Genomic DNA, 21,318 nt, shown 5'->3' with positions numbered 1-21,318 from the left:
TTTGCCACGAGGCATGCGCCACCGGCGTAGCGATAGAGACCGCATTCATTATGGGCACGGGGGCGCGCAGCCCTCGAAAACCGTGGTGGAAGCAAGCACGAGGCGCGCACGATGCGCGCCCTACGGGAAAGGCTGTGCCAGCGGCAATGTCAGGCGCACATGCCTTGCGGCGCACAAAAACGTGTCGGTTTGCCATGAGGCATACGCCACCGGCGTAGCGATAGAGACGGCATTCTTTTACGGGGTCTGGGGCAGCGCCCCAGCGGGGGAGTGCAGAGGGCGGGCGGCCGCCCTCTGCCGCGGGGCACGGGGGCGCGCAGCCCCCGAAAGCCCTCGAAGGGAACGCGATAAATCGTTGGGTATGGCCGATTGTTTTCTTGTTTTATTTCGTGGTACTATATACAGGAGCTTCTATGAGATAATCAGGCTGAAACAACGGGATAGCGAGCAAATGCCATCACAAGAAGACATCAACGCGCAGCAGAAGCTACTAAACACAAATAGGCGGGCACTCGAACATTACATGCTGCAGCGCGATGCAATCGGCAGCCTAAATATTCCGCCCGCTGTCGCGCAGGGTATTGACGAGGCGCGCGCGAATATCCGGCAGATAAAAGGCGTCTTGCGCAGCTGGAACGTAGTGGTTGAGGATCTGCCGATCGACGAAGCCGCTAGCGCCGCGCCAAGCGATCGCGCGGCGGTCGCTGGTGCTGCGCGTTCTCGCCCGCCAATGCCGGCTAGCCGCCTGCCGTGGATGGTAGCCGCCGCGCTGCTGCTGGTGCTGATCGCCATGGGCGTGCGGCTGTTTCAGCTCTCGTCGAGCGCGGGCGGAAACGACTCGCAGGCGCCACTGCGCGCCGAAACGCAGCCTGCGGCCGATCGCGCTGCTGCCGCGAGCCCCACAGCCGCTACGGCGGCGGCTCAGTGGCCCGCCGTCTTCGACAACGTCGCCGAGAGAAAAAGCCCGGCCGGCGAAGAGCTATACCTGTTCATCCAAAAGATCGAGGTATTCGAGGACGGCACATCGCGCTGGCATATCAGCTTTTGGAATAAATCAAACCAAGATCTGCTGTTCGACTTCCAGCGACAGTACTCGTATATCGCCGACGACCTGGGGAACCAGTATACGATCTCGGACACCGACTACAGCCTGCCGAAATACGTCATTCCGCAGGGCGCCCGCAAGGAGTACTATGTTGAGTTTGCTCGGCTCTCGCCGAAGGCCAAAGAGTTTACCGTGGTTTTCGAGAATTACTATGGCTGGGCAGACTTTCGTTTTAAAGTGCCGTTGAACCTGCAGAGCTTGCCGATCAAGAGCTAGCAGTATCATTAGAAATTGTTTGAGAAGTAACCACCAAGACACGAAGACACCACGATCGTGTATGCCGTGTTGGTGCTTTCTCAGCGTTATCACCGCACTGCCCAGGCCCGCCGCCGCGCTGTAACGCCGCGTACGCGCAAGAATCCCCCGCGCGCGCCAGTGATCATGGCTTGTTTAATCGTTGTGTAGGCTGGTCTACACGTTGTGTCAGCTTAGTCTACACGTTCTGTAGGCTGGTCTACATGTTCTGTAGGCTCGTCTACATGTTCTGTAGGCTGGTCTACATGTTCTGTAGGCTGGTCTACATGTTCTGTAGGCTGGTCTACATGTTCTGTCAGTTCAGTCTACACGTTGTGTAAGCTCATCTACATGTTCTGTAGGCTCGTCTACATGTTCTGTAGGCTTGTCTACATGTTCTGTAGGCTCGTCTACACAAAACTCCTGGTCTACCAGCGAGTCTCAGGTCAGGTGTGCATAGGCTATAGCCAGACAGGACTGGCGGGGGATTGGCGGGGCGCGCGTCGTTGGGAGCGAGGTAGCAGGGCTTTGTAATCCTTGAGAGGCTGTTTGGCTAGTGTACGGCCAAGGCACCAGGGCACCACGCGCTCATACGCTGAAAAAGCACGAACACGACATACTCGATCGTGGTGTCTTCGTGTCTTGGTGGTTCCTTCTCAGACAATCTCTCAGACAATGTCTACCATCCTTGCAGACCTTGGCGGCTCTGCGCCTGTGTGCAGAAGTATGCGTGATACCTCTTGCCACTGCGCGAATCTGTGCTATGCTTTGCTCGATTATCGTGCCAATACCAGGTCGGGCCATAGGCTTCTTCACGCGATGTACAGCGGCTTTTGAGCGCACCCCTTTTCGCTTGCCGAACGAGGGCATGCGGGGGAGGATCGCTGTGTGGAGCTATACTATTACACATTTGTGTGTAATCGTCGTAGCAGTTCAGGTAAAGAGTTGTAATAGTCCGTCTAATAATGAGTTGGGCCGGCACCACCGATATGCGTGGTTGCAGTGCTTTCTGTCATTCACGCTTACCTTTGACAAAAGCACTACAGTAAGCGCATAATCCAGAACGCCGTCGACCTATGGAAGGAGTTTTCTCATGAGCCCTGAACAGCAACTTCCTCCGCCGGTCTCAATCTTGTATTCAGAACAACATACATTCCACTCAAACGTGCTTGATCAAGACTATGTCATCAAGGTTCGCTTGCCAGAACGCTATTCCCAAACAGCAATCAACTATCCGGTTCTGTATCTCCTTGACGGTGATCACGCCTTCGCGATGGCCACCGATATCGTTCAATATCTTGAATACTATCACCATATTCCTGATATCATCATTGTGAGTCCTGCATATGGAAGCAAACTCGGACCTGCAGAGGGTGGGAATAATCTGCGTGATCGTGACTTTGCACCATTTCCGACACCTTGGAGCGATCTGCCACCCCGTGGCGAGGCATATCTTCGCTTCTTAACCGAGGAATTGCTCCCATTTGCCGAACAACGTTATCGCATTAACTCAACCAATCGCGTCCTATGGGGCTACTCGTCAAGCGCGCTTTTTGCACTCTACACTGTATTTCACGCTACGAGTGTGTTCCAGCGCTTTATTGTTCTTGACGGGTTTCTCGACCAACTGCTCGATTTTGAAGCCCGCTACGCCACGCAGCATGGTGACCTTCCCGTAGAACTCTTCGTAGTCAGTGCATATTACGATCTCACGCCGCTCGTCACTGCACTTGAACAGCGTGCCTATCCGCACCTACACCTTACTCACATCGATGCAACAGATACACCGCATTTTGCGCTCCCTGGCATCTGGCTCACAAAAGGACTGATGTGGGTATTTCAATCTCCATAATGCTAGCCCCGTTTCCGTCCGGCCCAACAAGCGCTTCCAGCCGACGCCGCTGCGCGTCGACGAGATCCTCGCTATTTTAGGATGCGGTTTCTGCTTGGCTGCATTTCCAGTCTATCGATGCGGCGCGGCTGAAGCGCAAGGCGTTGGGCCACTATTTGCATCCTCATCCTCTTTCTGTTCGCGAAAACCTTCACACGCTATCGATATCCAGATTTTTGCCTATGGTATAATGCCTCTGTCACGAGGCCGTACGCAGGCTTGGGAGAAGGCTCCTCTGCTGATGTTTGCGATCGAGTATACGACCCAAGCGATTGACGATTTACGCTGGTTCAAACGGCACGAACAGGCAGTGATTGTGGATGGAATCGAGGCTCAACTGCGCCATGAACCACACGTTGAGACGCCGCAATCGCAAACGCTTACGAGCCAATCCGACCGCTGATTGGGAATTACGACTTGGTGATTTTCGGATTTTATACACAGTCGATATGCAAGTCCAAATCGTCGAAATCCAACGGGCGGGAGAGAAGCGGCGCAACGCGTTTTTCTTCCGTGGACGAAAGGAAGACCTATGATGACTTGGAACTATCGCGTTTTTCGCGAGAACGAGCACGACTACGTCATACGGGAGGTCTTCTATGCCGACGATGGCACTATTCTCGGATGCACGGCAGAAGCGGTTGAGCCATTTGGGCAGTCAATTGACGAATTAGCGCGTTCGATCGAAGATCTGAAGGCAGCATTGAAGCTACCTGTCTTGACGTTTGATGATATCCCGCAATCCGACGCAGGAGAACAATCGAGAAAGGGTGGCAGCACGGTTCGTCAAGAAGATATCCGTGCCACGCTTGGCTTGGAAAATGCATCCGCTCCACGAAAGAGCCAATCCAATCGCTCGCGCAGAAAAACGGCTTAATTCCCTCTCACACATGAAGGCATAAGGTGGCCCAACATGCGCATGCAGGCGACCGCCTTCGGCGCGCGAGATCGTTACTATTGTGGCGCGTTTTACTGCAGCGCGCCTCGTCGGCGGCTCAATGCCCGCCTGTTGGGCACTATTCTGTCGTCGGCAGATGCAAGGTGCACGCCCCGCCACTCAAGGACCGGCTCGATTCGTTATTGGAGGAAGTGGCGATCGATGATGGCTCATAAACTTCAACGGCTTTTGAACATCGGATTTGTTTCTGCTGGACAGTGGCTATTGACAAACACTGGACTTGAAATCGATTTACAACAGTATGCTGCCGCCCAAAATGTCCTCTACGCATTTGTGGTCGATAAGCAACTCTTTTACATTGGAAAAACAACCCAGACGCTGAACAAACGTATGGCAGGGTATCGCTCCCCTGGGCCATCACAGTCAACAAACATAAAAAATAACAGGTATATTCAAACGGTATTGCAACAAGGCAAACAGGTGGAGGTGTATGTTTTACCCGATAATGGTCTCTTGCATTATGGTGGGTTTCACTTGAATCTTGCGGCTGGCCTTGAAGATAGCCTTATTCGCGATCTTGCACCGCCTTGGAATGGTGGTCAGAAAGAAACCAAAGATGGAAATCTCATACCGACAGATGCGCCATGATACGTGGCGCAACACGCGCATACACCCGCCCGCTTCGCGTCGACAAGATCGCGGCCAATTTGAAAGACAAAATCTGCTCGAACCACATCTCGGTCTATAATGCGACGCGGCTGAGCTCTGCCGTTGATGCTTAAGCCAATCATTCCTCATTACTTTGTCAACGAAGTTTCTTTGTATTTCATTGTCATGTTGAGCGAAGCTTCACTCCCTTGATGATTCGGCGTCGTGGAAGCGGAGCTTCGTTCAGCATGACACTGTGTTTCGTTGGTGTCACCACTACGAGAGAACTTTGTTTACGAAGTAATCATTACCATCGTACTAAATTTTAGATATCGATTATTCAAAGGATTTACTCATGGCTGATATATGGTTTGTGCGCGCTGGAAAAGAAAGTATCTATGCTGAGGATTTTATCCAACGCAATATCGTAGCTATTGGTTGGCCCGAACTTGGATCAATCGATCCATTAATCGCAAAGCCAAAATTGATACAACTCTACCAGCAGACATTTGCTGGTCATTCAGAGGGGCGGGCACAAGTTTCTGTAAGCCAAATTATCCGCTTTATGCAAGAGCTCAAGGTTGGCGACGCGGTCATGACCCATGATCGTGATAAACAAATCTATTATCTTGGGCGTATTCTGTCGGACTGCAAGTGGCGGCCTGAACTGGATCCAGAGCTACGCCGTGCACGGGATGTTGAATGGCAATTGCAAATATCCCGTAGTACTTTGAGTAGTGACGCGAAAAATACGCTTGGTGCGATTCAAACGCTCTTTCTGGTACGAGGCAAAGCTGCTACCGAGCTTCAGGCAAAAGCTATTCCAATCCAGCAAGCTTTGGCAACACCTAAGCCAACGGTCACAACACCGCAATCAAGCCCTACCGAGCAAAGTGAGGTAGAGCGTGAGATCCGCGCTGAACTGCTCGAGAAGTCAGAACAGGCGATTGAAGATCGTATTGTGCGCTTGCAATGGGATCAAGTCCAAGAGTTAGTCGCTGGTATTCTTCGCGCAATGGGATATCGAACAACGGTATCGCCACGAGGCTCGGATCGTGGTGTCGACGTGTTTGCTTCACCAGATGGTCTCGGACTTGAAGAACCGCGCATATTTGTAGAGGTAAAGCACCGGCCAACTACCACTATGAGTTCCCAAGATATTCGCTCCTTCATCGGAGGGCGAAGCGCGGGCGACAAGTGCCTCTATATCAGCACCGGTGGTTATTCGAAAGAAGCACGATATGAAGCCGATCGCTCCAGCATTCCAATCAACTTATTAGGCATTGTTGAATTGCGAAAATTGTTTGTGGATTACTATGAGAAGTTGGATGAGGAAGTAAAAAGCTTAATTCCTTTGAAAAGGATCTACGTTTTAGCCGATTAGAGAGTTCTATGTGGCGAGCGCGCCGAACACGGCCTTGCAGTTGACCGCTTCGCGCACGAGATCGTTCGGTTTTGAAGGTCGCTTTTGGGCGCGCCTCATCGGCAGCTGAATGCGCAATCCGTTCGTCCGCAATCCTCTGTACTTGTGCCAGCTGCGTACTGTATGCTGCACCGGGAAAGCCGAATAGTCCTCTTCCCCAAATAGCTCAGGCTATCACACTTCCGAACCGGGTTGGACGAAAGAAGAAGACGAAAGACGGCGCTGATTCGTCTTTCATCCTTCGTCCTGAAATCCCCCACCGCAGATCCAGAATGCACACGGCCAGGTTGCCGCTGTGATCGCCTGCTCCATCACGGCTTGCACGTCTTTCACAGCTCTGATATGATCCGCGGGAATTCTTCGCATACGACCGCCGCCGGACAATACCGAGCGTGCTATCAGTCCACAACGATGAGCTTGGCAGCAGATTTTCTCTATGAGCCATAGCCCGCCTCTGAGCACAACCACATCTCTGGAGAACGGCGTACTTCAGATCGATTTCAGCATCGAAGTCGCCGGCGAAACCGTCCCTTGTGTGATTTGGAAACCCAGCGCACCACTCGAAGCGCGAACATTGGTTGCGCTGGGGCATGGTGGATCGCAGCACAAGCAGGCGCCAAATATTCGCGACCGGGCAATCCACTATGCGATAACCTTTGGCTGGGTCAGTCTTGCGATCGATGCCCCCGCGCATGGCGAGCGGATCACACGCGATGAAGCTGAAGCAGAGCGCCTGAAAACAGAGCGCCGGCTACAGGGCGATGTGCGCGCGCCATCCTTACCTTTTGCAGAAAAGATTGCGTTTCTCGACACACTGGCGGCCCAAGCAGTACCGGAGTGGCAAGCGGCCCTTGATACGGCGCTTGCCTTTTTTGCGCCGGCAGTTGATTCGATCGGGTATTGGGGTGTTTCGCAGGGTACCTGGATCGGCGTGCCGCTGCTGGCCAAAGAGAAGCGCTTTATGTGCGCGGTGCTTGGCCTTGCGCACCTGCATCCGGATCATGTCACACTTCAGCGCGCTGCTCAGGCGATCACCATACCGCTGCGTTTCGCCTTTCAATGGGACGACCCGATACGCAGCCGGGACTATGGCATCGCCCTGTTCACTGCATTCGGCAGCTCCGAGAAGTCGATGCATATCAACCCAGGCGGCCACACCGCAATCCCAGCGGCCGAGGTTGAGTCGTGGGATGCATTCTTTCAGCGGTACTTGAGATAAGCAGGAGCAATCGCTTATCTGTATTACTCTCAGTAAAAGTACTAACGAGGATCTCATAAAGGAATTCGCTCTACTACAACAAGAAGCGGCCCTAAATGAATTACAAGATACTTCGCTGCACGATTCAATCGCTTCACGACAAGTACAACAGTGGCAAGCTGGTTCAGGGAAACTATGTGTTTGTCATCGACGCGCACCCCCAGCCGATTTGCATATCTACTTCTACTGATAATTTTGAAAGTATCGTACAAATAGCTGCTCGCGTACTCGATATTTTTGAGCGCCTAAGCCTTAGTACGCTGTTTTTGATTAAGCCAGAAGCTGCGCCAGAGAAAGGGGTGAGGCTGGATGAAGTTGTAACGAGCATTGTGTTCACTGAGGAATGCCTGCGAATCGTTATGGAGGCGTACAGGCCGAGCAACCTGCGCTTGCTATGTTTTCACGTGGCTAACTACGGGATCTCATCGACTTACAAAAATGGGCGGATGCTAGCGCGGACTTTTGATGATCTATCACATCCTGGCGATGCGTACAATGGATCGGATCGCTTAACTGTCGTTATTCCACACCAGGGCAACCTGTCGTACCTAGACTCGTGCCTGAAAGGAATAAACGATAGCGCAATCCCGCCAAGCCAGATATGGGTGTATTTTGACGAAGAGCTGAGGCAGGATCATTTTGAGATAGTTGCGAAGCACCTATTCCCGAAGTATAGAAAGATGAACCCGCCAAATTGTGGCCCATATGTTCCTAGGAACCATTGCGTTAAACACGCAAATACCGATTACGTATGCTTTCAGGACTCTGATGACATACCGACTTACGATAGGTTCACTGAGATCTATCAATTTATCAATCAAAACCCCATGGTCGATATGGCTGGATGCCACGAGCTACGTGTCGACGAGCTAGAAGAAAAGGTCCTCGCCGTACGATTTCCGGTCAACGTAACCCGCGCCCTGGAGGTCACTGCAAGCCATCCACTGTTTCATCCAACGGCATTTGCAAAAATAGCAAGCGTCAAAAAGGCGGGTCTATTCTCAACAATTCGCCGATATGGCGCTGACTCTCAGTTCCTTTTGCGAGCACATTTTTCTATGGAGATTAGGAACCTGGATAAATTCCTTTATATACGGCGAAAACGGCCGGGCTCGCTCACCACTTCGCCAAACACAATGCTGGGCAGCCCCGACAGAACCAGGCTGGACATATCCTGGAAGACTGATTTCGAGCTGGTGAAGAGCGGCGCAATATGCCTGGAGAATTCGACTCTCCAGGTAGAGCCGTTGGATTCCCTGGTATATATTGAAGAAATGAATGCATCACCCTATGCTCAGCCGGGCTACTTCGCAGCCGATTAGCATAGGAGTTACGCACGTGTGTGTTTCGGCTTCCTCACAGTACGCGATTGCGCCTGCGGCAGCATGGTACTTGGCTATCTTCTGTGTGCGGTTTTCCGCGCTCCGCGCGGAAAACCGCACACGATACGAAGAAGAGTACGGCTCTGCCGAAGGCTGAGCGCGCCAACTAGCAGTTAGGTTGGGCGATTGGACGGTGGCGAAACGCAGGGGCACCTGCTGTCTGGGAGGATCGACGTGCTGTATATGGTCATTGAGCACTTCAAAGGCGGGGACGCCGGCTCGGTATACGCGCGATTCCGCGAGCGTGGGCGGCTCGCACCCGAAGGGCTCGGCTACATTGCAAGCTGGGTTGATTTGCCGATGGAGCGGTGTTTCCAGGTTATGGAAACAGACGACGCCGCGCTGCTCGACGAGTGGATCTCGCAATGGAGCGACCTTGTCGACTTCGAGGTGTACGCGGTAACGACGTCGGCGGACGCTGCCGCGCGCGCGGCGGCCGGCGCGCAGTAAGAACGGGAGATTATTGTTGGCGCTGTGGGGCGCTCGCACGGTGCAGGAAGAAGGCCAGGCAGAGCTTAGACACACAAAACGATACGGCGTTCAGCAGTGTATACTCTTGATACCCGGCCTGGTGGTTGTGCTCGCACTCGCCCAAGAAGCGCGTGGGTGGAAGCGAACCTAGAGGAGGATGCGCCATGTTCATCTCACGCCCTGATGCCCAGCTATATGCCGTCTCGTTCGGCGCTGCTCCGCAAACCATCCTTGCCTTGGGCGGATGGATCGGGAGCTGGGAGCTGTGGACTGAACCCTTCAGCTTGCTTTCGCCTTTCTGGCATACCATCGCCTACGACCATCGCGGTTCTGGCGCAACGCTGGCCTCGCCGGAATCGATTACAAGCACAAGCCTCGTGGATGATGTGTTTGCCGTGCTCGACACCTTTGCCGTCGATCGCTGCATCCTCGCTGCCGAGTCGGCAGGTGCGGCAACCGCGCTTCAGGCTGTGCTGCTGCAGCCCAACCGCTTTAGCGGTCTCGTCATCGTTGATGGCGTGTACCATCGCGAGCGGCCGCGCGGTGGCGATCCTTTTGTCGCCGCGCTCCAAGCTGATTTTCACGCTACGCTCGACGAGTTTGTCAATGCCTGTGTAGTGGAAGCGAACAGCGAGGTGCTGCGGCGTTGGGGGCGGCAGATCGTCGGCCGCTCGACACCCGAGGCAGCTATTCGGCTGTATGAGAGCTTATATGATGTGGATCTGCGTCCTCAGCTCGCGCACATTACACTGCCAACGCTGATCATCCACGGCGAACAGGATCGCATTGTGCCGGTGAGCGTTGCACAAGCGCTAGCGGCACAGCTCCCGAATAATCAGCTGCTTCTGCTGCCAGGAGCAGGACACGTACCGACGATAACTCAGCCGCAGGCAGTCACAAACGCGATCAACGCATTCTTCACCCGAGGGTAAAGATATTGCGTTCAATATCCCACCGCAGCAGTTTGCTGGTGCGAAAGTGTGGGTCGCGCGCCGGGCACCCCTTCAATCATGCTGGCGCAGTGGAGCATCTTCATGGCAGATACACAGATACGATACCCGACACTGCATCCCATGTTTGAGGAATTGCGTGGCGCCCGCGTTGTGCTTCGGCCATACACGCTCGCCGACGCTGAAGAGCGCCACAGCGCGAATGCCGAGTCGCGCGATCATCTTCGCCCGTGGGAGCCAGAGCAGGCCGACGCCTTCCAAACGCTTGACGAGACGCGCGACTGGATTGTGCGTGTGTCTGCCGATTGGCTGCTGCGGAAACGATTTTCGATGGGCATATGGCACATCCAGACACACCGCTATCTAGGTGGAATCGGGCTACGCCCACGCGAGCCAGATGGATGGGCCATTCCGGCGTTCTCGATCGGCTACTGGGTACGCGTCTCGGAGCAAGGCCACGGCTACGTCACCGAGGCAGTCCGGCTGCTCACAGCATATGTACTCACTGCGCTGCAGGCACAGCGCATTGAAATTGTATGCGATGCGCGCAACACCCGCAGCATGGCCGTGGCCGAGCGCGTAGGCTTTGTGCAAGAAGGGCGCCTGCGGAATGCCTGGCGCTATGCGGATGGCACGCTGGCCGATGAAATGGTATACGCCCTGACCCCCGCCGACACACTATCGCCTATCGATTCTGATACCACATCCGGCTGATCGCTTGGATTATAGTGTTCGGGGCGGCTTCGCCGCCCCGAAATTTTTTGAGCGGCGCCCGGCATTGCCGGGCGCCGCTCAAGAAAACACAAGTAATCTGTATTGGGCAAATACACCCTGCACGGTGGGGTGCGGGGCGGCGAAGCCGCCCCCGCAGAAATCTTGGTGATGGTGCGGCGCGGCGAAGCCGCGCCGCACCATCACCAATGTGCAGCATGTGCTTGCCCAGCACAAAAACACAAGTAATCAAATGGAGTTGGTATAACGCATCAAAAAATATATCCATAACCTAGCCTAATGTTATATTGACAAGAGGTTAAAATTCTATATATTGTAGTAGGCTCCGGTATTTGAGTGCCCACGCCGGAGTAACCTTCCAGAGACTTGTGAGCACAAGTATCACTCAGAGGAGGTACGATCAAGCCATGTTGTCATCATTCCAGCTTCGCAAATTGGTTTTGGGCTACTATCGGTGGGACACGACGAAAGACGGGCTTGTACGCGCGAGCGACTTCGAGGAGTTGGGCCGGCGCGTCGCGGGCAGCCTCGGTGTAGATTCGGGCTCCGACCAGTACGAGAGCATCCTAAACGGCTATCGCGGCGTCTGGGCTGCCTACTGGCAGGGCCTGGATGCGGACGGCGACAACGCTGTGACGCTGCAGGAAGTTCTGGCGGCGGCCGAAGGCGGGCTTGATCCTTCGGCTGTCAATGTGGAAGAAGTTGCGGCATTCGCAAAGCAGACGAACCTGCGGCTTGTTGGCGCGCTCGACGCGAACGGCGATGGCGAGCTTGAGGCGGAAGAGTACACTGCCTTCGTCGGCGCCCTGGGCGTGAGCGAAGAGAATGCGGCCAAGGCGTTCGGCAAGCTGGATAGCAATGGCGATGGCAAGCTCTCGGCTGAAGAGATCGCCGTGGCCTGGGGCGAGTACTACGCCTCCGACGACCCGTCGGCGACCAGCAACTGGTTCTACGGCGAGTTCTAAGCAGCTGAGCCAGCCTCGCGATCATTGCTCACCAGTCTCGGCATAACACAGGGCCATGCGGGCGCAAACCCCGCATGGCTCTTTTTGATCTGCGCTGGCCAGCCAGCGCAGCAACGCGCCAGGGCTTGCGCAAAGTCGGCCCTCACTCCCCCTTATACCAACTCCGTTTGATTACTTGTGTTTTTGTATTGGGCAAATACACGCTGCACGGTGGTGCGGCGCGGCGAAGCCGCGCCGCACCATAACCAATGTGCAGCATGTGCCTGCCCAGACAGATTCCTTGTGTTTTTGTGCGGCGCCCGGCAAAGCCGGGCGCCGCACAAGAAAAAGAAATTGGGGGCGGCGAAGCCGCCCCCGAACCCCACCATAATCCAAGCGATCAGCCGGATTTGGTATTACCCCACTCTCCCGAGCGCGGGCGGGGGAGGGGTCGAAAGACGTTGCATGAGCCCTGAGCAACGCGCTGCATCTGCTTGACACCCCCTCGCATAGCGGGTATGCTCTTCTTGATACTCTAGACTTTTAGGAGCTACGCACTTGTGCTATTCGGCTTCCTCAAGCGACGAGATTGAGCCTGCGGCAGCATAGTACCTGTATGCGGTTTTTCCGCGCTCCGAGCGGAAAACCGCTCTGCCGAAGGCCGAGCACGCCAACTGCGTAAGTCCTAACTTTATTGAAAATGAACTCTCAACTGCTCTGGTTTCATGAATTGGCGGCTGCGGGCAAAGGCCCCGACTGGGTGTTCTCTGCCCGGTTTGCACCGAACAGCCACGCGCTGCTGAGCACGAGCGTTCGGATGCTTGCGCCGCAGGGCTTCACCTACTACCGCGCGACGCAGGCCGACTGCGCCATACACTCGCGCGTGTGCGACTACGACCTGTATGTTGACAATCAGCAGTATGATGCGATCATCGCACTGCTCGAAGGCCGCCAACAGCGGAATATCTACGTGTATCACACACTGCACGCATGCCAGGGGGAGTTTCAGCTTGTGCGCGGCTATGGCGGCTACCCTGGCGAGCATGGCGGCGAAGAAACGCGCTGCATCCGCGCGCTGGCAACAACACCGGGGCTGGCGATGCGCAGCTGGAACATCTTCTACGGCGGCGTCACATACCCATACGAGCAATGGGCCGAGGGAAAAACCGCGAGCGAGCTTCTGCAGTACCTCGATCGGCAGGCTTCAGGGTAAGCTTTGCTCGGGCGTCGTTGTATTTCTAGGGCTTGCGCTTGCATGCATTTTGCCTGCGGCAGCATATAATGAAGCGAAAACTACCATACCCCGAGCTTGTCGTCGCGGTCGCCTCGGCCGCCTGGGGCCTGTTCTGGATCCCGCTCCGCGTATTCCAGAGCCAGGGTCTCGCGCCAACCTGGGCCACGCTGGCGCAGTTTCTCACGCCGCTGCTCGCCCTTACGCCCGTGGCGGCCTATCGGCTTGCGCGGCGGCTACCCACCGGCGCGAAGCAGTACCAGACCGGGCTGCTGATCGGCACAGCGGTCGCGCTGTATCTTGAAAGCCTGCTCCTCACCGAAGTCGCGCGGTCGCTCATCCTCTTCTATGCGATGCCAGCCTGGGGAACTCTCATCGAGGTCGGCCTCATGCGCCGGCCGTTCACAAAGCGGCGGGCAGTGTCGCTGCTGCTCAGCCTGTCGGGCATGCTCGCGATCTTGGCATCAAGCGCAGGATCTTCCGCGTCGGTCAACCTCGGAGACCTGCTCGCTCTGGCGGCTGGTATTATCTTCTCCTTCGGGGCCATGCGCGTGCGCCAGGCACCCGAGACCTCGGTGTTTGAGCAAGTCTTTGCATTCTTCTTGTATGGCTTCTGCGCGGCTTCGGTGCTGGCGCTCTTGCCACTCACAACCCTCGATCAGCCTCCGGATACGCGGCAGATCATCAGCCTCGCGCCGTGGCTTCTGCTGGTCGCGGTCTGCTTTCTCATCCCCGTGATGGCCGGGATCTACTGGGGTTCACGCTACGTCGACCCTGGCCGCCTCGGTATTTTGCTGCAGATCGAGGCGGTGATCGGCATCGCCAGCGCCGCGCTGTTTTCGGGAGAGGCATTTGGATTGCTGCACGCCCTTGGCGCGGCTGCCGTCGTTGGCGCCGGCGTTATTGAGGTGGCTGGAAATCGCCAGGGCCACATACGCGCCGAGGAGGCGTGGCCCCCACTGAATGATGCCGCCTAGCCCGCCTCCGCCCCTAGCCCGATGACAGCGCTGCTACACTCGATCTGTCGTTATTCGCGAAAAGAGAGAGTGCTACCTTGGATGATCTGAGGCAGAGTCCGGCCATTCCCAGCGCGCGCCGCGATGCCAGCGGCGGCTACAGCGCGCACGGCCGCTGGTTTAGCGACCCATACGCCTGGATGGAGCAGCTCGGCAGCCCCGAGGCACAGGCATGGCTCGGCGCGCAGGAGGCCGCCGCGCGCGCGGTGCTGGATGCCGTGCCCGCGCGTGAGCAGATGCACGCCGAAGTGGCGCGCGCCGCGCGCTACGAGCGGCGCGCGCTGCCAATCCGCACCGCGCCGGGCGGGCGCGAGTTCTTCTGGTATGCCGGCGCGAGCGACGACAAGCTTGTGCTGATGATCCGCCGCCACGCCGGCGCGCCGGCCGAGGCGCTGATCGACCCCAACACCTGGCCGAGCGGCGAAGTGCTGGTGTTTGCGGCGCCATCGCCCGACGGCGCGCTGGTGGCGCTCGGCAGGGCCAGCGGCAGCACCCACGGCGCGACGATCCAGCTGCTCGACGTTGCGACCGGGCAGCTGCTGACCGACCGGCCGCGCGGCACCGCCCACGAATCGCTCGCGTGGCGGCCCGATAGCGCTGGCTTCTTCTACGCCGCGAACCCCGAGCCGGGCGAAGTGCCCGCCGGCGAAGAAGCGCACTGGCACGCAGTCTACGAGCACCGCGTCGGCTCGGGCGCGCCGGCGCGCAAGGTGTTCGGCGACGAGCGCGTGAAGGAGTATTGGTGCACGGTGAAAGTGAGCGAGTGCGGTCGCTTTGCCGTGCTGTACAAGTGGGATTTCGTGCACGCCAACAGCGTGTACCTGCTGAGGCTTGCCGACGGCGCGCTGCTGCCGGTGGCGCCGGGCATGCGCGCGATCAACCAGGTGCAGGTGATCGGCGAGCAGCTGCTGATCCACACCGACCTCGACGCGCCGCGCGGGCGCGCGTGCGTCGCGCCGCTGGCTGCGCCGGCCGAGTGGACGACGATCATCGCCGAGGGCGCCGACACGCTGCAGACCGTGGCGGGCGTCGGCGGCCGGATCTATGCCGTCTACTCGCGTGCAGCGTCGCACCGCGTGCAGATCTACGCCGAGGACGGAGCTTATCTGCGCGAGCTGGCGCTGCCGGCGCTTGGCTCGGTGAATCGCAACGAGGGCGAAGGCGTGGTCAGCGGCGTGTCCGGCGCGTGGGGCGGCGACGAAGTGTGGCTGAACTTTCAGTCGTACGTGCAGCCGCCTTCGATCTATCGCTACGACTACGCCGCCGATCGGCTGCTGCCGTACCACGTGCCCGACGTCGGGCTCGACGCGGCGGCGTACGCCACCGACCAGGTGTGGTACGAATCGCGCGACGGCACGCGCGTGTCGATGTTCATTGTCCACCGCAGCGACATGCCGCGCGATGGGCGCCAGCCGGTACGCCTGAGCGGCTACGGCGGCTTTAATATCTCTGTTGAGCCGCGCTTTACGGCGCTCCATGCCGCCTGGCTGAAGCTAGGCGGCGTGCTAGCCTTCGCGAATGTGCGCGGCGGCGGCGAGTACGGCCGCGCCTGGCACCAGGCCGCGATCAAGACGCTGCGGCAGAACGCGTTTGACGACTACATCGCCGCCGCGCGCTGGCTTGTGGCGGCGGGCTACACCACGCCGGCGCGGCTGGCCTCGCGCGGCAACAGCAACGGCGGCCTGCTGGTGGCAGTGGCGGCGCTGCAGGCGCCCGATGCCTTCGGCGCGGTGTTTTGCCGCGCGCCGCTGCTCGACATGCTGCACTTTCCGCAGTTCCGCCACCTTGGCGCGGCGGCGAGCGAGTACGGCTCGCCCGACGACCCGGTCGAAGGGCCGTACCTGGCGGGCTACTCGCCATACCACAATGTGCGGGCCGATCGCCAGTACCCGGCGATGCTATTCGCGGCTGCGCTGAACGACCAGCTCGCGCCGCCGTACGACCCGCCGAAGATGGTGGCGCGGCTGCAGGCCGAAGGCGCGCGCGGCGGGCCGTTTCTGCTGCTGCCGCTGCGCGAATCGGGGCACGGCGGCGGCACCACGCTCGCCGCGCTGATCGCGCAGGATGTCGACGAGCTGAGCTTTTACTGCTGGGCGCTTGGCGTCGTGCCAGGCGCGTAGGAGCGTGCCATGAGTCATATCGCGGCGGTGAGCGTCAACCACAATACTTCGGTGTATGGCACCTACCATCTTTGTGTGCGGTTTTCCGCGCGGAGCGCGGAAAACCGCACACAATAAACAAGATAGTACCGCTCTGCCGAAGGCTGAGCGCGCCAGGTGCGTAAGCCCTAAGAGCCTGTTTGAAAAGGGGGTGAGCGAGGGGCTTTGCCCCTCGCACTTCCCTTCTGGCGGGTGGCGGCCACGAATGTGGCCGCACCCGCCAGAAAAAGTGGAAACTTGGAGGGACTTCGTCCCTCCAAACCACCCTTTTCAAACAGCTTCTAAGAAAAAGAAATTGGAGCACGAAGAATGCGATTTCGGCCGTGCATTGATCTGCGTGGCGGCCGCGTCGTCCAGATTGTCGGTGGCTCGCTGACCGACCAGGGCGACGGCGTCGTCACCAACTTCGAGACCGAGCAGCCGCCCGCGCTGTACGCCGGGCGCTACCGCGCCGACAACCTCCCCGGCGGCCATGTGATCGCGCTTGGGCCGGGCAACCACGAGGCGGCGCTCGCGGCGCTGCGCGCCTTCCCCAGCGGGCTGCAGTTTGGCGGCGGCATCACGCCGGCGAATGCACACAGCTACCTCGACGCCGGCGCCAGCCACGTGATCGTCACATCGTACGTGTTTCGCGCGGGCCAGCTCGACTTCGAGCGCCTGCGCGAGCTGTGCGCCACGGTGGGCCGGCAGCGCCTTGTGCTCGATCTGAGCTGCCGCTGGCGCGACGGCGCCTACTGGGTGGTGACCGATCGCTGGCAGAACTTCTCGCGCCTCGCCGTCGCGGGCGAGACGCTTGCGCAGCTGGCCGAGTACTGCGCCGAGTTTCTCGTGCACGGCGTCGATGTCGAGGGGCGGCGCCTGGGAGTGGACACCGCGCTTGTGGCCATGCTCGGCGCATGCTCGCCGCTGCCGGTCACATACGCGGGCGGCGCCAGCTCGCTCGGCGACCTCGACCGCGTCAAGCACCACGGCCAGGGCCGTGTCGACCTGAGCATCGGCAGCGCGCTGGACCTGTTTGGCGGCAGCCTGCCGTACGCCGACGTAGTGGCCTGGCAGCGCGCCGAGGAGCGCGGCTGATCCACGAAGCGCGAAGGGGAGCGCCAGGGAAGAGGACAGCCGCCCCGCGAGATGGCACAAGTTACGCCGTGGGGGTTCGGGGGCGCAAACTCTCCAAGCCTTCCACGCGGCAGGGCACCGCGTAGCTCGTGTACATGATAGAACTAAAGTACTACTCGGTGGGCTTGCCGGCGCGGCACGTGCGCGCTATGATGCCGTGTGCCCATCCGCGAACAGGCTCGTGCACCTGCTGGCCAGAACAAGCGCCTGGGCGATGCAGTCCCTCGGATCATCAATTTCAGACAGCTCGAACGCATAGTCACGATACACGTGCGTTTTCGGAGCGGTGCTGATGGCCGCCACGCACAGCATCCCCGATCTCTCATCGCCAAACCCCTGCGCCGAAAGCGCGCTAGAAACAGGCCAACCCCATGCGCTCCGTTTTGCTTGCTTTCCTGATCTTGCTGGCGCCGATCGCGCCGGCGCGCGCGCAGCCAGCCGCGCGCTGCTTCCCCGAGGCCGCCCCGGTGATCGCCGACTGCGTGGCCGGCGCGATCGGCGCGTTCTGGCAACGCCAGGGCGGGCTGCCAGTATTCGGCTACCCGATCGGCCCCGAGCATGCCGAGCAGTCGGCCGCGGGCCCGCTGACGGTGCAGCTGTTCGAGCGCGCGCGGCTCGAGCTGCACCCCGCGAACCAGCCGCCCTACGACGTGCTGCTAGGCCGGCTTGGCGCCGACGCGCTAGCCGCACAGGGCCGCGACTGGCAAACATTCCCGAAGGCCGGCGCGGCAGCGGCGCATCGCTTCGCCGAGACCGGACACGCGATCGACGCGCGCTTCTGGCCGTTCTGGTCGGCCCACGGCCTCGAGTTCGACGGCCGGCGCGGCACGGGCTTCGCCGAGAGCTTGGCGCTGTTCGGCATGCCGATCTCCGAAGCCGCCGTCGAGACCAGCCCGACCGACGGGCGGCCATACCTGACGCAGTGGTTCGAGCGCGCGCGCTTCGAGTACCACCCCGAGCAGCCGCGCCCGGCCGACCAGGTGCAGCTGGGCCTGCTCCAGCGCGAGCTGCAAGGCGGCGCGCCCGCCGCGGCGAACCTTGCGCCGGGCGGTTTCGTCCAAGCCAGCGGCGCGCAGCTCACACGGCTGGGCCAGCCAGTGCTGCTGAAAGGCGCCAACTACTACCCGCAGTGGCGGCCGTGGGCCGACATGTGGAGCGAGTGGGATGGCCCGCAGATCGCCCGCGAGCTGCGCCAGGCCCGCGACGACCTGGGCCTCAACGCGTTGCGCGTGATGGTGCCCTACAACTTCAGCGGCAAGAAAGGCGGCGGCGGCAAGCTCGCGCCCGAGCTGGTGGCGCGGCTGCGCGAGCTGCTGCAGATCGCCGGCAGTCTCGACATGCGCCTGATCGTCACGCTGTTCGACTTCGACCACGACTTCCCGGCGGCCGGCAGCGCCGGCGAGGCCCGCGACCTGGCCTACCTGCGCGAGCTTGTGCCGCAGTTCGCCGACGACGAGCGCATTGCGATGTGGGACGTGCACAACGAGCCCGACCAGTACGAGGCCTGGCGCGGCGGGAACGCCGCCGAGGTGCTGAGCTGGCTCGGCCGCATGGCCGACGCGGTCCACGCGCTTGCGCCGCGCCAGCTGGTGACGGTGGGCATGAGCCTGCACCCGAACCTGTGGCTGGCCGGCCCCGACGGCCGCCGCGTGATCGACTACAGCGACGTGGTGAGCGTGCACAACTACGACGCCGCCACCGCCGCGCGGCAGCTCGACGAGGTGCGCGCGCACACCGCCAAGCCGATCGTGGTCGAGGAGTTTGGCTGGCCTACCGGCCCCGCATGCGTCGAGAACTACACCGAAGACACGCAGCTCGCGCTGTTCCGGGCCGAGATGGCGGCGGTGCGCGGCCGGGCCTCGGGCGCGTTCGCGTGGGTGCTGCGCGACTTCGACGCCGGCCCGACGTTTCGCTGGGATAGCCGCGAAGAGCACTTCGGGCTGTACCGCCCCGACGGTAGCCTGAAGCCGGCCGCCGCCGAGCTGCGCGGGCTAGCCGCGCCGCCACTGCCGAGCGCCACCACCAGCGACCTGCCGCTCACCACGACGAACCCGCAGTTCGCCGACGACCAGTACGCCCCGCTGCCGATCGCCGGCAGCGGCCACACCGTCAAGCGCGCGTTCCGGCGCGCCTGGGAGCTGTTCGGCGGCGCCACGAGCTTTGGGCCGCCGATTACCGAGGCGTTCGAGCGGCCATCCGACGGCGTGGTGGTGCAGTACTTCGCTGGCGCGGCGCTGGAGTACCACCCCGACGCCGGGCTCGACCCGCGCAGCATTCCCGAGGGCGAGCAGGTGATGCGGGTGGTGCAGCCGGTGGCTCTGGGCGTGGCCTACGCTGCCGGGCGCAGCCTGGGGGCGCCGGCCGCGCCGCGCGGGGCGTTTCGCGATTTCTACGAGCGGATCAACGGCGCCTGGCGGCTCGGCAGCCCGCTCTCGGGCGAGCTGACCGAGATGGTGGATGGTGTGGCGACGAGCGTGCAGTACTTCGAGCGCGGCCGCCTCGAGCGCGACCCGCAGAGCGGCGCGGTGCGCGTCGGCGGGCTAGGCGCGTGGGCATGGGCCGGGCAGTGCGCAGCGCATTAGCGTGCCTCTGCAGAACGTTCGCTGCGTAATACCGCATCCAGCTGAGCGCTTGCTGTATGGGGGGCGGCTTGGCTGCCCTCGAATTTCTTTTTAGTTAGGGCTTACGCAGTTGGCGCGCTCGGCCTTCGGCTTGGATGTGTGCATTTTCCGCGCGTAGCGCGGAAAATGCACACGATAAGCAAAAAGTACCTTGCTGCCGCAGGTAATATGCACGGCTTCGGGAAGCCGAATCACGCAAGTGTGTAGCTCCTATTAGTATGCTCTGCCTGGATTTGCCGGGCAGAGCATACCAAAAAGAAAGCGATCAAACGGCACCGGCGTAAGCGGCGCGGAAGCCAGGGGCGTCTATGCCAGGTACTTACGCACCAGCAGATCGACCTGCTGGCGCTTGGCGGCCGGAATAGCCGCGCGGTCGGTGATCAGCGCGGTGGCAAGCGCGTGGTGCGCCGGGCTGTCGAAGCCCTCGCCGATCAGCGGCACGACATTGCGAATGATCTGCTGGGCCAGCGCGGCATTCGCGTGCAGCACCTTCACCACCGACTCGACGGTGACGGCGTCGTGGTCGGGGTGCCAGCAGTCGTAGTCGGTAACGAGCGCGAGCGTGGCGTAGGCGATCTCGGCCTCGCGTGCGAGCTTAGCTTCGGGCAGCGCAGTCATGCCGATCAGCGCGAAGCCGGCGCGGCGGTGTTCTTCGCTCTCGGCCAGCGTCGAGAACTGCGGCCCCTCCATTACCACCAGCGTGCCGCCGCGGTGCCAGGTGGCGCCGGCCTGGGCGGCGGCCTGCTCGAGCATATCGGAGAGCGCGCGGTCGAACGGCCTGTCGAAGGCCACGTGCGCCACCAGCCCATCGCCGAAGAACGTAGCCGGGCGGATGCCCTTGGTCTTATCGTACAGCTGGTCGGGGATCACCACATGGCCGGGTGCAAGCGGCTCGCGCAGGCTGCCCACGGCGCTCACCGACACGAGGTAGCGCACGCCAAGCTGCTTGAAGCCGTGGATATTCGCGCGGCTAGGCACCTCGCTGGGCGTCAGGCGGTGGCCGACGCCGTGGCGCGGCAGGAATGCCACGCGCCGGCCGGCGATCGTGCTGAGCACATATGCGTCGCTAGGTGCGCCGAATGGCGTATCAAGCTCGATGCGCTCGACCTGCTCGAGGCCCTGCATGGCATACAGCCCGCTCCCGCCGATCACGCCAATGGTTGCTTCGGGCATACACAGCTCCTTGCGCCCGCTGCGCGGGGCGCGTTCGTCTTTCAAGGCCAGATACGGCGCCGATTG

The 21,318-nt window shown here is 60.1% G+C and carries 17 protein-coding genes; 16 read left to right on the top strand and 1 reads right to left on the bottom strand.

Annotation, left to right across the window (positions count from 1 at the left end; translation table 11 throughout):
* Nucleotides 1-361: 361 nt before the first annotated feature.
* The 16 genes from U0177_RS24855 (at nucleotide 362) to U0177_RS24780 (ending at nucleotide 20,040) form a co-directional block, all read left to right on the top strand.
* Complete coding sequence (locus tag U0177_RS24855) at nucleotides 362-1,321, top strand: hypothetical protein (protein ID WP_409573364.1); 960 nt, start codon at nucleotides 362-364, stop codon at nucleotides 1,319-1,321.
* 1,111 nt (nucleotides 1,322-2,432) lie between these two features.
* Nucleotides 2,433-3,191, top strand: a complete 759-nt coding sequence (locus U0177_RS24850; RefSeq protein WP_409573363.1) for an alpha/beta hydrolase — start codon at nucleotides 2,433-2,435, stop codon at nucleotides 3,189-3,191.
* A gap of 571 nt (nucleotides 3,192-3,762) precedes the next feature.
* A complete protein-coding gene (locus U0177_RS24845; RefSeq protein ID WP_409573362.1) occupies nucleotides 3,763-4,107 on the top strand; it encodes a hypothetical protein in 345 nt (114 codons plus the stop codon).
* A gap of 36 nt (nucleotides 4,108-4,143) precedes the next feature.
* The gene (locus U0177_RS24840) at nucleotides 4,144-4,776 is read left to right on the top strand and encodes a GIY-YIG nuclease family protein (protein ID WP_409573361.1); all 633 of its coding nucleotides are present in this window, start codon (nucleotides 4,144-4,146) and stop codon (nucleotides 4,774-4,776) included.
* 355 nt (nucleotides 4,777-5,131) lie between these two features.
* Nucleotides 5,132-6,160 carry a restriction endonuclease gene (locus U0177_RS24835; RefSeq protein ID WP_409573360.1) on the top strand — a complete coding sequence of 343 codons (1,029 nt, stop codon included), beginning with the start codon at nucleotides 5,132-5,134 and terminating at the stop codon, nucleotides 6,158-6,160.
* Between the two features lie 475 nt (nucleotides 6,161-6,635).
* Nucleotides 6,636-7,418 (top strand): alpha/beta hydrolase, encoded by a 783-nt coding sequence (locus U0177_RS24830; protein ID WP_409573359.1) that lies wholly within the window; start codon nucleotides 6,636-6,638, stop codon nucleotides 7,416-7,418.
* Nucleotides 7,419-7,513: 95 nt separating this feature from the next.
* A complete protein-coding gene (locus tag U0177_RS24825) occupies nucleotides 7,514-8,779 on the top strand; it encodes a glycosyltransferase family 2 protein (protein WP_409573358.1) in 1,266 nt (421 codons plus the stop codon).
* A 243-nt stretch (nucleotides 8,780-9,022) separates the two neighbouring features.
* A complete protein-coding gene (locus U0177_RS24820) occupies nucleotides 9,023-9,289 on the top strand; it encodes a DUF3303 domain-containing protein (protein ID WP_409573357.1) in 267 nt (88 codons plus the stop codon).
* 185 nt (nucleotides 9,290-9,474) lie between these two features.
* Entirely contained in the window at nucleotides 9,475-10,242 is a 768-nt protein-coding gene (locus tag U0177_RS24815; RefSeq protein WP_409573356.1) for an alpha/beta fold hydrolase, read from the top strand.
* 102 nt (nucleotides 10,243-10,344) lie between these two features.
* Nucleotides 10,345-10,974: a GNAT family N-acetyltransferase gene (locus tag U0177_RS24810; RefSeq protein ID WP_409573355.1), complete on the top strand. Its 630-nt coding sequence runs from the start codon at nucleotides 10,345-10,347 to the stop codon at nucleotides 10,972-10,974.
* A gap of 425 nt (nucleotides 10,975-11,399) precedes the next feature.
* Nucleotides 11,400-11,957, top strand: a complete 558-nt coding sequence (locus tag U0177_RS24805) for an EF-hand domain-containing protein (protein ID WP_409573354.1) — start codon at nucleotides 11,400-11,402, stop codon at nucleotides 11,955-11,957.
* A gap of 796 nt (nucleotides 11,958-12,753) precedes the next feature.
* Nucleotides 12,754-13,149 (top strand): hypothetical protein, encoded by a 396-nt coding sequence (locus tag U0177_RS24800; protein ID WP_409573353.1) that lies wholly within the window; start codon nucleotides 12,754-12,756, stop codon nucleotides 13,147-13,149.
* 68 nt (nucleotides 13,150-13,217) lie between these two features.
* On the top strand, nucleotides 13,218-14,144 hold the full coding sequence (locus U0177_RS24795; RefSeq protein ID WP_409573352.1) for a DMT family transporter: 927 nt from the start codon (nucleotides 13,218-13,220) through the stop codon (nucleotides 14,142-14,144).
* A 77-nt stretch (nucleotides 14,145-14,221) separates the two neighbouring features.
* Nucleotides 14,222-16,303, top strand: a complete 2,082-nt coding sequence (locus U0177_RS24790; protein ID WP_409573351.1) for a prolyl oligopeptidase family serine peptidase — start codon at nucleotides 14,222-14,224, stop codon at nucleotides 16,301-16,303.
* A gap of 348 nt (nucleotides 16,304-16,651) precedes the next feature.
* Nucleotides 16,652-17,419 (top strand): phosphoribosylformimino-5-aminoimidazole carboxamide ribotide isomerase, encoded by a 768-nt coding sequence (hisA, locus tag U0177_RS24785; protein ID WP_409573350.1) that lies wholly within the window; start codon nucleotides 16,652-16,654, stop codon nucleotides 17,417-17,419.
* A gap of 410 nt (nucleotides 17,420-17,829) precedes the next feature.
* Complete coding sequence (locus U0177_RS24780) at nucleotides 17,830-20,040, top strand: cellulase family glycosylhydrolase (protein WP_409573349.1); 2,211 nt, start codon at nucleotides 17,830-17,832, stop codon at nucleotides 20,038-20,040.
* A 345-nt stretch (nucleotides 20,041-20,385) separates the two neighbouring features.
* Here the strand turns inward: U0177_RS24780 and mtnP are convergent, their stop codons facing one another.
* Entirely contained in the window at nucleotides 20,386-21,252 is an 867-nt protein-coding gene (mtnP, locus tag U0177_RS24775) for an S-methyl-5'-thioadenosine phosphorylase (RefSeq protein ID WP_409573348.1), read from the bottom strand.
* Nucleotides 21,253-21,318 lie beyond the last annotated feature (66 nt).

Source organism: Kouleothrix sp. (genome assembly GCF_046328425.1).
GTDB lineage: Bacteria > Chloroflexota > Chloroflexia > Chloroflexales > Roseiflexaceae > Kouleothrix.
The sequence above is the reverse complement of the archived record's forward strand: the minus strand, read 5'-3'. Positions and strand labels throughout refer to the sequence as shown.

What these genes read in the sequence shown, in the direction of transcription:
- U0177_RS24855 (WP_409573364.1), top strand. Translation starts at nt 362, where the DNA reads ATGGCCGATTGTTTTCTTGTTTTATTTCGTGGTACTATATACAGGAGC.
- U0177_RS24850 (WP_409573363.1), top strand. Translation starts at nt 2,433, where the DNA reads ATGAGCCCTGAACAGCAACTTCCTCCGCCGGTCTCAATCTTGTATTCA.
- U0177_RS24845 (WP_409573362.1), top strand. Translation starts at nt 3,763, where the DNA reads ATGATGACTTGGAACTATCGCGTTTTTCGCGAGAACGAGCACGACTAC.
- U0177_RS24840 (WP_409573361.1), top strand. Translation starts at nt 4,144, where the DNA reads ATGCGCATGCAGGCGACCGCCTTCGGCGCGCGAGATCGTTACTATTGT.
- U0177_RS24835 (WP_409573360.1), top strand. Translation starts at nt 5,132, where the DNA reads ATGGCTGATATATGGTTTGTGCGCGCTGGAAAAGAAAGTATCTATGCT.
- U0177_RS24830 (WP_409573359.1), top strand. Translation starts at nt 6,636, where the DNA reads ATGAGCCATAGCCCGCCTCTGAGCACAACCACATCTCTGGAGAACGGC.
- U0177_RS24825 (WP_409573358.1), top strand. Translation starts at nt 7,514, where the DNA reads ATGAATTACAAGATACTTCGCTGCACGATTCAATCGCTTCACGACAAG.
- U0177_RS24820 (WP_409573357.1), top strand. Translation starts at nt 9,023, where the DNA reads ATGGTCATTGAGCACTTCAAAGGCGGGGACGCCGGCTCGGTATACGCG.
- U0177_RS24815 (WP_409573356.1), top strand. Translation starts at nt 9,475, where the DNA reads ATGTTCATCTCACGCCCTGATGCCCAGCTATATGCCGTCTCGTTCGGC.
- U0177_RS24810 (WP_409573355.1), top strand. Translation starts at nt 10,345, where the DNA reads ATGGCAGATACACAGATACGATACCCGACACTGCATCCCATGTTTGAG.
- U0177_RS24805 (WP_409573354.1), top strand. Translation starts at nt 11,400, where the DNA reads ATGTTGTCATCATTCCAGCTTCGCAAATTGGTTTTGGGCTACTATCGG.
- U0177_RS24800 (WP_409573353.1), top strand. Translation starts at nt 12,754, where the DNA reads ATGCTTGCGCCGCAGGGCTTCACCTACTACCGCGCGACGCAGGCCGAC.
- U0177_RS24795 (WP_409573352.1), top strand. Translation starts at nt 13,218, where the DNA reads ATGAAGCGAAAACTACCATACCCCGAGCTTGTCGTCGCGGTCGCCTCG.
- hisA (WP_409573350.1), top strand. Translation starts at nt 16,652, where the DNA reads ATGCGATTTCGGCCGTGCATTGATCTGCGTGGCGGCCGCGTCGTCCAG.
- U0177_RS24780 (WP_409573349.1), top strand. Translation starts at nt 17,830, where the DNA reads ATGCGCTCCGTTTTGCTTGCTTTCCTGATCTTGCTGGCGCCGATCGCG.
- mtnP (WP_409573348.1), bottom strand. Translation starts at nt 21,252, where the DNA reads ATGCCCGAAGCAACCATTGGCGTGATCGGCGGGAGCGGGCTGTATGCC.